We start from the raw sequence: 11,853 nt of genomic DNA on the forward strand, positions 1-11,853 counted from the left end.
GGAGCAAGCTCCTGTCATCCGCTCGACTTGCATGTGTTAGGCCTGCCGCCAGCGTTCAATCTGAGCCATGATCAAACTCTTCAGTTCAAACATCTTTGGGTTTTGAGAAAACCCTAAACTTGGCTCAGCAATCGTTGGTTACATCYTTGATTTCTCGCGGAGTAACTTGTGATGCTGATAATCTGTTGACTAGCAGTCTGACTCCACAAGCACCCACACGAATTGCTTGATTCAGTTGTTAAAGAGCGGTTGGTTAAGAKCTTTCGTCTCAACCGAGGCGCGCATTCTACAGCAGCCTCATTTGCTGTCAAGTGGTATTTTTCAGAAGTTTTCCAAGTTTCCTTTTCAACTTCAACCACTTGCGCTTCAGATCTCTCGTCAGCGGGAGGCGAATTCTACAGCGTTACACGCTGCTGTCAACACCCCTTTTTCAACTTCCTTTTGGCTTCGATGACCTGAAGCAACCTGCTGCCGAAAACTGCATAACTCATTGTTTACCAAGGAGTTTTCCGTTTCGACTGCGCCGGAAGTGGGGCGAATTATAGGCTTCCAGAATCTGCCGTCAACAGCTATTTTCACAAAACTGTCATATAGCTAAAAAAGCCCCAAAAACAAAAGGCCGACCCGTTGGGTCGGCCTTCTTTACCCTTCTACTTACAAGCTAGGGAAAGCGAACTGCGAAGCCTCATGGCTCGCACGCTGCGGCCAGCGCTGGGTGATGGCCTTGCGGCGGGTGTAGAAACGTACACCATCCGGGCCATAGGCATGCAGGTCGCCGAACAGCGAACGTTTCCAGCCACCAAAACTGTGGTAAGCCACCGGCACCGGCAGCGGTACGTTGACGCCGACCATGCCGACTTCGATCTCGTCGCAGAACAGGCGCGCCGCTTCCCCGTCACGGGTGAAGATGCAGGTGCCGTTGCCATACTCGTGATCGTTGATCAGTTGCATCGCCTCTTCCAGGCTGTTGACCCGGACGACGCACAATACCGGCCCGAAAATCTCTTCCTTATAGATGCGCATTTCTGACGTGACGTTGTCGAACAGGCAGCCACCCAGGAAGAAGCCTTCCTCATGACCGGCCACGGTCAGGCCACGACCGTCCACTACCAGTGTCGCGCCAGCTGCTACGCCGTCTTCCACGTAACCGCTGACCTTGTCCCGCGCTTGACCAGTAACCAGAGGGCCCATGTCCAGACCGCAGGAAGTACCGGCACCGATCTTCAGCGCCTGGATTTGCGGAACCAGTTTGGCCACCAGAGCATCGGCAACCTGGTCGCCGACACACACGGCCACGGAGATCGCCATGCAGCGCTCACCGCAAGAGCCGTAAGCCGCGCCCATCAGTGCGCTGACAGCGTTGTCCAGATCTGCATCCGGCATCAGCACCGCATGGTTCTTCGCACCACCCAGGGCCTGAACGCGTTTACCGCGCTTGGTGCCTTCGCTATAGATGTATTCGGCAATCGGGGTCGAACCGACGAAGCTCAGTGCCTTGACTTCCGGCGCTTCGATCAATGCGTCCACTGCAGTCTTGTCACCGTGCACCACGCTCAGTACGCCTTTGGGCAAACCAGCTTCCAGCAGCAACTGGGCAATCAGCAGCGTCGAGCTCGGATCACGCTCGGACGGTTTGAGGATGAAGCAGTTGCCGCAGACAATGGCCAGCGGGTACATCCACAGCGGCACCATGGCCGGGAAGTTGAACGGCGTGATACCGGCCACCACGCCCAGTGGCTGGAAGTCCGACCATGCATCGATGTTCGGGCCGACGTTGCGGCTGTATTCGCCCTTGAGGATTTCCGGCGCCGCGCAAGCGAACTCGACGTTCTCGATACCGCGCTTAAGTTCACCAGCGGCGTCTTCCAGGGTCTTGCCGTGTTCTTCGCTGATCAATTGCGAGATGCGCGCTTCGTTCTGTTCCAGCAGTTGCTTGAAGCGGAACATCACTTGGGCCCGCTTGGCCGGTGGCGTGTTGCGCCAGGCCGGGAATGCAGCCTTGGCGGCGTCGATGGCGCTCTGGATGGTTTCGCGGGTCGCCAGCGGCAACTTGTGAATAGCCTGGCCGGTAGACGGGTTGAACACATCAACCGCGCGACCGTTCTCAGTCACCAGTTCGCCATTGATCAAATGCGGAATAGCGCTCATGGAAGCTCCTGAAAAGTTGTCCACAGGCGCCCGTTTCGGGACGCCTGTTGTTTGAATACATATATAGAGGGAGAAATCAGTCGATCTTGCTCAGCACTTCGCCGACCGCGTCGAACAGGCGATCCAGGTCCTGCGGCTTGCTGTTGAAGGTTGGGCCGAACTGCAGGGTGTCGCCGCCGAAGCGCACGTAGAACCCGGCTTTCCACAGCGCCATGCCGGCTTCGAACGGACGCACGATCGCATCGCCGTCACGAGGGGCGATCTGGATCGCGCCAGCCAGGCCGAAGTTGCGGATGTCGATGATGTTCTTGGTGCCTTTGAGGCCGTGCAGCGCATTTTCGAAATGCGGTGCGACTTCAGCCACGCTCTGCACCAGGTTTTCCTTTTGCAGCAGGTCGAGTGCTGCCAGGCCCGCGGCGCAAGCCACCGGATGCGCGGAATAGGTGTAGCCATGGGGGAATTCAACCGCGTATTCAGGCGTCGGCTGATTCATGAAGGTCTGGTAGATCTCGGAGCTGGCAATCACCGCGCCCATCGGGATCGCACCGTTGGTGACTTGCTTGGCGATGCACATCAGGTCCGGGGTCACGCCGAAGGTGGTGGCGCCGAACATGGTGCCGGTACGGCCGAAACCGGTGATCACTTCGTCGAACACCAGCAGGATGTTGTGCTGGTCGCAGATTTCACGCAGACGCTTGAGGTAACCCTGTGGTGGAACCAGCACGCCAGCGGAACCGGCCAATGGCTCGACGAAGACCGCCGCGATGTTCGACGCATCGTGCAGTTCGATCAGCTTCAACAGTTCGTCAGCCAGGGCGATACCACCCTGCTCCGGCATGCCACGGGAATAAGCGTTGCTTGCCAGCAAAGTGTGCGGCAGGTGGTCGACGTCCATCATCGCCTGACCGAACAGCTTGCGGTTGCCGTTCACGCCGCCGAGGCTGGTGCCGGCGATGTTCACACCGTGGTAACCACGGGCACGGCCGATCATTTTGGTCTTGGTCGACTGGCCCTTCAGGCGCCAGTAAGCACGGACCATCTTCACAGCGGTGTCAGCACACTCGGAGCCCGAGTCGGTGAAGAACACGTGGTTCAGGTTGCCCGGGGTCAGGTCGGTGATTTTCTCAGCCAGCTGGAAGGACAACGGATGGCCGTACTGGAAACCTGGCGAGTAGTCGAGGGTGCCCAATTGCTTGGAGACCGCTTCCTGGATTTCCTTGCGGGTGTGCCCGGCGCCACAGGTCCACAGACCGGACAGCGAGTCATATACCTTGCGGCCCTTGTCGTCGATCAGCCAGCTGCCTTCGGCGCCAACGATCAGGCGCGGGTCGCGCTGGAAGTTACGGTTGGCGGTGTAAGGCATCCAGTGAGCATCGAGCTTGAGCTGGCTGGCCAGGGAAGTCGGGGCGTTTTCAGGCTGGTTCATGGGCGTAACCTCGCAAGGCAATAAGCGGCGTAAGGATTGAAAACCGTTGTTGCAGCTAAATTGCCACGGGGATAAAGTCGGTGAAATCCAACTTTTCTAATGTTCAGTCAGCCAACCACTAAACTTTGAGTAACCCGCATGAGCACTCGCCGTCCCGATCCGCTGGCCCAGGTCAGCGACTTTGATATCCGCCTGCTGAGGATTTTCCGCAGCGTGGTGGAATGCGGCGGCTTCTCTGCGGCGGAAACCGTGCTGGGCATCGGTCGCTCAGCGATCAGCCAGCAGATGAGCGATCTGGAGCAACGCCTCGGTTTACGCCTGTGCCAACGGGGACGTGCCGGGTTTTCCCTGACCGAAGAAGGCCGCGAGGTCTATCAATCGGTGCTGCAACTGTTAAGTGCGCTGGAAAGCTTCCGCACCGAGGTCAATGGCCTGCACCAGCACTTGCGCGGCGAGTTGATCATTGGCTTGACGGACAACCTGGTCACCCTGCCCCACATGCGCATCACCCATGCCCTCGCGCAATTGAAAGAGCGCGGCCCGGACGTGCAGATCCAGATCCGCATGATCGCGCCCAATGAGGTCGAACAAGGCGTGCTTGACGGTCGCCTGCACGTCGGCGTGGTGCCGCAGGCCAGTGCGCTCTCGGGGCTCGAGTATCAACCGCTGTATAGCGAGCGATCGCTGTTGTACTGCGCGGTCGGCCATCCGCTGTTTTATGTCGATGACAAGCAACTGGACGACGAACGCCTGAACAGTCAGGACGCCATCGCACCCACCTTCCGTTTGCCAGCGGAGATCCAGGCTCACTACCAGGCGCTCAATTGCACCGCCAGTGCCTCGGACCGCGAAGGCATGGCGTTCCTTATCCTGACCGGGCGCTACATCGGTTACCTGCCGGATCACTACGCGAGTCTTTGGGTGCAGCAAGGTCGGTTGCGCGCGTTGAAAGCGAAAACGCGCTTCTATGACCTCAGCCTGGCGTCGGTTACACGCAAGGGGCGTCGCCCGCATCTGGTGCTGGAGAGTTTTCTCGAGAGCCTGGCCGCGACGCGTTAATGATCCTTGCGCCACATAAGGACTTGTCTGAATCCGGTGGGTACGCTATCAACGCACTGGCCGTCCCACCCATCAGTTCGGAAATGCTTATGACCTTTGAAGTCCCAGCCCACGGCGGCAAACCCGTCAGCCGCATTCGTCAGAAAAACGAAGAGACCATCATCAAAGCCGCCGAAGACGAGTTCGCCCGTCACGGGTACAAAGGCACGAGCATGAACACCATCGCCCAGAATGCCGGGTTGCCCAAGGCAAACCTGCATTACTACTTCACCAACAAACTCGGTTTGTACGTGGCGGTGCTAAGCAACATCATCGAGTTGTGGGACAGCACCTTCAACACCCTCACCGCCGAAGACGATCCGAGCGAAGCATTGACTCGTTACATCCGCGCGAAAATGGAGTTCTCCCGACGCCAGCCACAAGCCTCGCGGATTTTCGCCATGGAAGTCATCAGTGGCGGTGAATGCCTGACCGAGTACTTCAACCAGGATTATCGCGCCTGGTTTCAGGGCCGTGCGGGCGTGTTCCAGGCGTGGATCGACGCCGGTAAAATGGACCTGGTCGATCCGGTGCACCTGATCTTCCTGTTGTGGGGCAGCACCCAGCATTACGCCGATTTCGCCACGCAGATCTGCCGCGTAACCGGGCGCACCAGGTTGACTAAACAGGACATGGAAGACGCCGGGGACAACCTGATCCGCATCATTCTCAAGGGCTGCGGCCTGCAACCTGCCATTTAAGTAGCCATTCAGGTACGTATGCCTTTTACCCTCAGCGGTTTTTACGAATACCGCGAAGAGATTCGCAAGAGCCGCTTCATTACCTTCGCCGCGCCAGTCTCCAGCCCGGCCGAGGCCCAGGCGTTCATTGAACAGCACAGTGACTTGAATGCCTCGCACAACTGCTGGGCGTGGAAACTCGGCGATCAGTATCGCAGCACTGATGATGGCGAGCCCGGCGGTACGGCCGGCCGGCCGATGCTAGCGGCGATCGAAGCGCAGGATTGCGATCAGGTCGCGGTACTGGTGATTCGCTGGTATGGCGGCATCCAACTGGGCACCGGTGGGCTCGCCCGGGCCTATGGCGGTGGTGCAAATAAATGCCTGCAAGCGGCGCCAAAGATTGAGCTGATCAGCCGGGTGCCGCTGCGTTGCGCTTGCGGATTTGCCGAGTTGGCCCTGGTCAAGCTGCGGGTGGCGGAGGCAGGTGGATTGGTTGTGGATGAAACCTTCACCGCCAATGGTGTCGAGTTGCAATTGGCTGTGGGCGATGCGCAGATCGACACCTTGCAGTCACAACTGGCCGATTTGAGTCGCGGACGCATTTTGTTACAGCGCTAAAAGGCTTCCGCACAGGCTGCAATTTTTTGGGGCACGCCGCTTTTCCACTTATTCCATATTTGCCCACATCTGCTGTGCACCCGGCTGTGGATAACCTGAGCACATACGGCTGTAACCCTTGTGTCATACGGCTTTGCGAACTTTGTTCAATTTTCGTCCAATCCGCCATCAAGCAAATCAAATACAAATAAAAACAAACAGTTACGACGGTTTATCGCCTTTAGAAGAAAGCCACTCAGTGCTTATGCCCGTGCTTTGAGCTTGCGCACAAATACTGTGGAGCAATCTGTGGATAACCCGTTCATGGCCGTCTCGGCGCCCTGCACGGTATGGCTTGTGGTCAGTTGCTCATTTTTTGAGCAAAAGCGCACGAGCAAAATCAGGGCTTGATTTGCACCATTGCCCCCATGTGGTGCCGGGCTCTGCGTGGCACATTTGAAAGCTGCGTACTCAACGCCTCGGCTCACAGGACTTCGAAGTTTTCCTGACCAAGTGGCCAGAAAATTGCTTTATCCACAGGCACAAGTCCAACAGCACCGAGCCTGTCATGCCCAATCCCGCTCCAATTCCTGATCCGATTCCGCGCCTGCAACTGCGCAAAATCACAAAACGCTACCCCGGTTGCCTGGCCAACGACGCCATCGACCTGTCCATTGCCCCTGGCGAGATCCATGCCCTGCTCGGCGAAAACGGCGCGGGCAAAAGCACGCTGATGAAAATCATCTACGGCGTCACCCACGCCGATTCGGGCGAGGTGATCTGGCAAGGTCAGCAGGTGAGCCTGCGCAACCCGGCCCAGGCGCGCGGTCTGGGAATCGGCATGGTGTTCCAGCATTTTTCGCTGTTCGAAGCCCTGAGCGTGGCGCAGAACATTGCCCTGGCCATGGGCGCGGCGGCAGGCACACCCAAACAGCTTGAGCCGAAGATTCGCGAAGTGTCCCGCCGCTACGGCATGGCGCTGGAACCGGAGCGACTTGTCCACAGCCTGTCGATCGGTGAACGGCAAAGGGTGGAAATCATTCGTTGCCTGATGCAGGACATCCGCCTGTTGATTCTCGATGAACCGACTTCGGTGCTGACGCCGCAAGAGACCGACGACTTGTTCGTCACCCTGCGCCGGCTCGCTGCCGACGGCAGCAGCATTTTGTTCATCAGCCACAAGCTCGGGGAAGTCCGCGCGTTGTGCCACAGCGCAACAGTTTTACGAGGCGGTCGGGTGGCCGGGCATTGCGTGCCGGCCGAGTGTTCGGATCAGCAACTGGCGCGCTTGATGGTCGGTGAAGCAGCGGAGTTGATCGCAGACTATCCGAAGGTTACTGGAGGTGATGCGTTCCTTGATGTCCGTGGCTTGTCCTGGCACAACCCGGACCCGTTCGGCTGCTCGCTTGCCAACATCGACCTTGAAGTGCGCGGCGGTGAAATTGTCGGCATCGCCGGTGTCGCCGGCAATGGCCAGGATGAGTTGCTGGCCTTGCTCAGTGGCGAAGCACTGCTGCCCCGCAACGCCAGCGCGACGATCCGATTTGGCCAGGAGCCAGTCGCCCATTTGCGTCCCGATGCTCGCCGCCAACTCGGCCTGGCGTTCGTCCCCGCCGAACGCTTGGGTCATGGCGCGGTGCCGGAGCTGAGCCTGGCGGACAACACGCTGCTGACCGCTTTCCAGCAGGGATTGGTGAGTAACGGCCTGATTCAGCGCGGCAAAGTCGAAGCACTGGCCGAGGAAATCATCCACCGTTTCGGCGTCAAGACACCCGATAGCCAGGTGTCGGCCCGCAGCCTGTCCGGAGGCAATTTGCAAAAATTCATCCTCGGCCGGGAAATCCTTCAGCAACCGAAACTGCTGGTGGCCGCGCATCCAACCTGGGGTGTGGATGTCGGCGCCGCCGCCACCATTCATCGCGCCTTGATTGCCTTGCGCGATGCCGGCGCGGCGATCCTGGTGATGTCCGAAGACCTCGACGAACTGTTCCAGATCAGCGACCGCCTCGGCGCCTTGTGCGGCGGTCGGCTGTCGGCGCTCCACGCCACAGTGGATACGCGCCTGAGCGATGTCGGCGGCTGGATGGCCGGCCAGTTCGGTGCCCCTCAATCACTCGCATCCGCCACGCGCTAACGGAGTGTCACATGCTGCTTTCTCTTGAACCCCGTGGCCAGCAATCGCGCCTGATGCTGTGGTGCTCGCCGTTGCTGGCGGCGGTCCTGACCCTGGGCTGTGGATCACTGTTTTTTATCGCGCTCGGGCACGACCCGCTACTGACCTTGCACACGCTGCTTATCGCACCGGTCAGCGACCTGTACGGCGTCTCTGAACTGTTGGTCAAAGCCCTGCCGATTCTGCTCTGCGCCCTGGGCCTGGCCGTCGCGTATCAGGCGCGTATCTGGAACATCGGTGCCGAAGGTCAACTGCTGCTCGGCGCGTTGGCCGGCAGTGCGCTGGCGGTGAACATCATCGATATGCAAAGCCGCTGGGCGCTGGTGCTGATCCTGCTCACAGGCACCCTGGCGGGTGCCGCGTGGGCCGGCCTGACGGCGTGGTTGCGCACGCGCTTCAACGCCAATGAGATCCTGACCAGCATCATGCTCAACTACATCGCACTGAACCTGTTGCTGTTCTGCGTTCACGGCCCTTTGAAGGATCCCGCCGGGTTCAACTTCCCCGAGTCAGCGATGTTCGGTGACGCCAGCCGCATGCCGCTGTTGATGGAGGATGGCCGGGTGCATGCCGGGGTGTATTTCGCCCTGCTCGCGTTGGTGGCGGTCTGGGTGTTGTTGCAAAAAAGCTTTGTCGGTTTTCAGATCAAAGTGCTCGGGCTGGACAAACGTGCCGCCGGTTTTGTCGGCTTTCGCGAGAAGCGCCTGATCTGGCTCGCGCTGTTGATCAGCGGTGGCCTGGCTGGGCTGGCGGGTGTGTGCGAAGTCACCGGCCCCATCGGCCAGCTGGTGCCGCAGGTCTCGCCGGGCTACGGCTATGCGGCGATCACCGTGGCGTTTCTCGGCCGCCTGAATCCTGTCGGCATCCTGTTTTCCAGCCTGTTGATGGCGCTGCTGTACATCGGCGGCGAAAGCGCACAAATGAGCCTGAACCTGCCGCAAGCGATTACCCAATTGTTCCAGGGCATGATGCTGTTTTTCCTGCTGGCCAGTGATGTGCTGATTCTCTACCGACCGCGCTTGAACCTGCGCTGGACCCGTCGCGCCCAAGCCACCGCCGCACAAGCAGGAGCGCTGTGATGGATATCGATCTGCTGAGCAATATTTTCTACGCCATGGTCCGCTGCGGTACGCCGTTGCTGCTGGTGGCGCTGGGGGAACTGATCTGCGAGAAAAGCGGCGTCCTCAACCTGGGCCAGGAAGGCATGATGCTGTTTGGCGCGGTGATCGGTTTCATCGTCGCGTTCAACACCGCAAACCTGTGGCTCGGCGTGTTGCTGGCGATGCTTGCCGGGATACTGTTGTCGTCTCTCTTTGCCTTGGTGGCTCTGGTGTTCAACGCCAATCAGGTGGCCACCGGGCTAGCCCTGACGATTTTCGGTGTGGGCCTGTCGACCTTTGTCGGTGCGGCGTGGGTCGGCAAACCGCTGGCGGGTTTCGAGCCGATGGCGATTCCGTATTTGAGTGAGCTCCCGCTGATCGGACGGATGCTGTTTGCCCAGGATCTGCTGGTGTATCTGTCGTTCGCGTTGTTTGCATTGGTGGCCTGGGTGATTCTGAAAAGCCGCATCGGGCTGATCATTCAAGCGGTCGGCGAAAATCCCGACGCCGCCAGCGCCATGGGCTTGCCGGTTTTGGTTGTACGCACGTTGACGGTGTTGTTCGGCGGCGCAATGGCAGGGTTGGCCGGGGCTTATCTGTCCCTGGCGTACACGCCGATGTGGGCGGAGAACATGAGCGCCGGGCGCGGCTGGATTGCCCTGGCGCTGGTGGTGTTCGCCAGTTGGCGGGTGTGGCGCCTGCTGCTCGGCGCGTACCTGTTCGGGCTCGCCAGCATCCTGCACCTGGTGGCGCAGGGGTTGGGGCTGGCGATTGCGTCCAGTCTGCTGGCGATGCTGCCGTATGTCGCGACCATTGTGGTGTTGGTGCTGTTGTCCCGGGATGCGCTGCGGACACGGTTGTATGCGCCGGTGTCGTTGGGGCAGCCGTGGCAGGCTGGGCATTAGTGGTTGTTTGGGCGGACGCCATCGCGAGCAGGCTCGCTCCTACATAATCGCGTCTTGAGCAATTATTGTGTCTGACGCAAACCCTGCTCGCGATGGCGTCCGCACAGGCAACACCTGAGCCACGCCCCACGCCAATTCAAACACCAGAAAAACCACCAGCAGCGAACTCGCGCCATGGATCAGGGCATAGGCCTGCCAGGCCGAGAACAGGAATCTGCCCACGGCGTCATACCGCCCATAAACCTGCTGCGGATCACGAATCCGCAGCACCGACCATACGCAGACAATCGACCCCAGCAGATTCGCCATCAACATGTGCGCCGGTTCGAACGGTGGCAGCTCACCGGGCAAACTCAACGCCTGACTCACGCCCATCAAAAACCCATGCAACGCTGCAAAACTCCACGGCGTGACAAACGCGAGCATCACGATCAAGTCATACCAGGCACTACCTTGCACCAACCGGCGATATTGCGTTGTAGTCCACATCGACATTGCTCCATCAATTCAGGGAGCAACAAGGCTAAAGCCTGGAGTATGCTCCAGGGTCAAGCCCCCTCGAGACGTCATGATGCGTATCGGTGAATTAGCCCAGGCCAGCGCCGTCAGTCGCGACACGCTACGCTTTTACGAGCAGCGCGGATTGATCGCGGCGCAACGCAGCGCCAACGGGTATCGCGACTATCCGCCAGACATGGTGCAACTGGTGCAGTACATCAAGACCGCACAACGGCTGGGCTTTACCCTCGGCGAGATCGGCAACAGCGTCGCTGCAATCTGGCAGTCGCCCGATCCGGACAGCGCCGTCACGCAACTGCTGCAAGACAAACTCAAACTGATCGAAGCCCGCATGGCCGAACTCGGCGCGCTGCGCGGCGAGTTGCAACAACGGCTCGGGCAACAGTGTCCATTGAATCCACGATCCTGAACTTTCAAGGAAGCCACTCATGTCCAAGGCAAAAACCGCACTCATCATCGGCGCCTCCCGGGGGCTTGGCCTCGGGCTGGTTAAAACCCTGTTGGCCGATGGCTGGCAAGTCACCGCCACCGTGCGCGATCCGCAAAAAGCCGAAGCCTTGCAGGCCCTGGGCAAGGTGCGGATCGAAAAGCTCGACATGGACGATCAGCAAGCGGTGTCCACCCTGAGCCAGCAACTCAAGAGCGAAGTGTTTGACCTGTTGTTCGTCAATGCCGGGGTCAAGGGACCGGAGGTGCAGACGCCGAACGGTGGCGCGACAATGGCCGACGTCGGTCAGCTGTTTTTCACCAACGCCGTGGCGCCGCTCAACCTGGCCCAGCGCTTTGTCGAGCAACTGCGCCCGGACACCGGCGTGCTGGCATTCATGAGCTCAGTGCTGGGCAGCGTGACCATGCCCGATGCGCCGGAGCTGGCGTTGTACAAGGCCAGCAAGGCGGCGTTGAATTCCATGACCAACAGCTTCGTCACTCAGTTGGGCGAAACCAGACTCACCGTGCTGTCGCTGCACCCGGGCTGGGTGAAAACCGACATGGGGGGTGACGGCGCGGACATCGACGTGGAAACCAGCACCCGTGGTCTGGTGGATCAGGTGAATGCGTATGTCGGCCAGGGCGGGCATCATTTCATCAACTACCGGGGTGAAACCATTCCCTGGTAAACGCCATCCTTACTGTAGAAGCGAGCTTGCTCGCGATGGTGTGTCAGCCGACAGCTATGTAGCTGATACTCCATCGCGAGCAAGCT

General features: G+C 59.5%; 11 protein-coding genes and 1 rRNA gene. 8 read left to right on the plus strand and 4 right to left on the minus strand.

Going from position 1 to position 11,853, the window contains the following annotated elements; translation table 11 throughout:
- The 3 genes from AC1D19_RS14090 to aptA form a co-directional block, all read right to left on the minus strand.
- Nucleotides 1-87 (minus strand): 16S ribosomal RNA (locus AC1D19_RS14090); the annotation flags it as partial.
- A 567-nt stretch (nt 88-654) separates the two neighbouring features.
- A complete protein-coding gene (locus AC1D19_RS14095; RefSeq protein ID WP_477763586.1) occupies nt 655-2,148 on the minus strand; it encodes a CoA-acylating methylmalonate-semialdehyde dehydrogenase in 1,494 nt (497 codons plus the stop codon).
- 76 nt (nt 2,149-2,224) lie between these two features.
- A complete protein-coding gene (gene aptA / locus AC1D19_RS14100; protein ID WP_477755393.1) occupies nt 2,225-3,574 on the minus strand; it encodes an omega-aminotransferase AptA in 1,350 nt (449 codons plus the stop codon).
- 138 nt (nt 3,575-3,712) lie between these two features.
- Here aptA and AC1D19_RS14105 point away from each other — a divergent pair, with 138 nt between their 5' ends.
- The 6 genes from AC1D19_RS14105 (at nt 3,713) to AC1D19_RS14130 (ending at nt 10,130) form a co-directional block, all read left to right on the plus strand.
- On the plus strand, nt 3,713-4,633 hold the full coding sequence (locus AC1D19_RS14105; RefSeq protein WP_477763587.1) for a LysR family transcriptional regulator: 921 nt from the start codon (nt 3,713-3,715) through the stop codon (nt 4,631-4,633).
- Nucleotides 4,634-4,722: 89 nt separating this feature from the next.
- Nucleotides 4,723-5,373: a TetR/AcrR family transcriptional regulator gene (locus tag AC1D19_RS14110; RefSeq protein ID WP_477755395.1), complete on the plus strand. Its 651-nt coding sequence runs from the start codon at nt 4,723-4,725 to the stop codon at nt 5,371-5,373.
- A gap of 18 nt (nt 5,374-5,391) precedes the next feature.
- The gene (locus tag AC1D19_RS14115; protein WP_477763588.1) at nt 5,392-5,973 is read left to right on the plus strand and encodes an IMPACT family protein; all 582 of its coding nucleotides are present in this window, start codon (nt 5,392-5,394) and stop codon (nt 5,971-5,973) included.
- 547 nt (nt 5,974-6,520) lie between these two features.
- Nucleotides 6,521-8,086, plus strand: coding sequence for an ABC transporter ATP-binding protein (locus AC1D19_RS14120; protein WP_477763589.1), 1,566 nt, complete (start codon nt 6,521-6,523; stop codon nt 8,084-8,086).
- 11 nt (nt 8,087-8,097) lie between these two features.
- Nucleotides 8,098-9,204, plus strand: coding sequence for an ABC transporter permease (locus AC1D19_RS14125; RefSeq protein WP_477763590.1), 1,107 nt, complete (start codon nt 8,098-8,100; stop codon nt 9,202-9,204).
- On the plus strand, nt 9,204-10,130 hold the full coding sequence (locus tag AC1D19_RS14130; RefSeq protein ID WP_477763591.1) for an ABC transporter permease: 927 nt from the start codon (nt 9,204-9,206) through the stop codon (nt 10,128-10,130). The genes AC1D19_RS14125 and AC1D19_RS14130 overlap by 1 nt, the downstream gene beginning before the upstream one ends.
- Nucleotides 10,131-10,169: 39 nt before the next feature.
- On the opposite strand, the gene AC1D19_RS14135 is transcribed toward AC1D19_RS14130, so the two are convergent.
- Nucleotides 10,170-10,619 carry a hypothetical protein gene (locus AC1D19_RS14135; RefSeq protein WP_477763592.1) on the minus strand — a complete coding sequence of 150 codons (450 nt, stop codon included), beginning with the start codon at nt 10,617-10,619 and terminating at the stop codon, nt 10,170-10,172.
- A gap of 82 nt (nt 10,620-10,701) precedes the next feature.
- On the opposite strand from AC1D19_RS14135, the gene AC1D19_RS14140 reads away from it, so the two are divergent.
- Both AC1D19_RS14140 and AC1D19_RS14145 read left to right on the plus strand, forming a co-directional pair.
- Complete coding sequence (locus AC1D19_RS14140) at nt 10,702-11,058, plus strand: MerR family transcriptional regulator (protein ID WP_477756714.1); 357 nt, start codon at nt 10,702-10,704, stop codon at nt 11,056-11,058.
- Between the two features lie 19 nt (nt 11,059-11,077).
- Nucleotides 11,078-11,767: an SDR family oxidoreductase gene (locus AC1D19_RS14145; RefSeq protein WP_477756712.1), complete on the plus strand. Its 690-nt coding sequence runs from the start codon at nt 11,078-11,080 to the stop codon at nt 11,765-11,767.
- Nucleotides 11,768-11,853: the final 86 nt, after the last annotated feature.

The organism is Pseudomonas sp. P1_C12 (assembly GCF_056406435.1).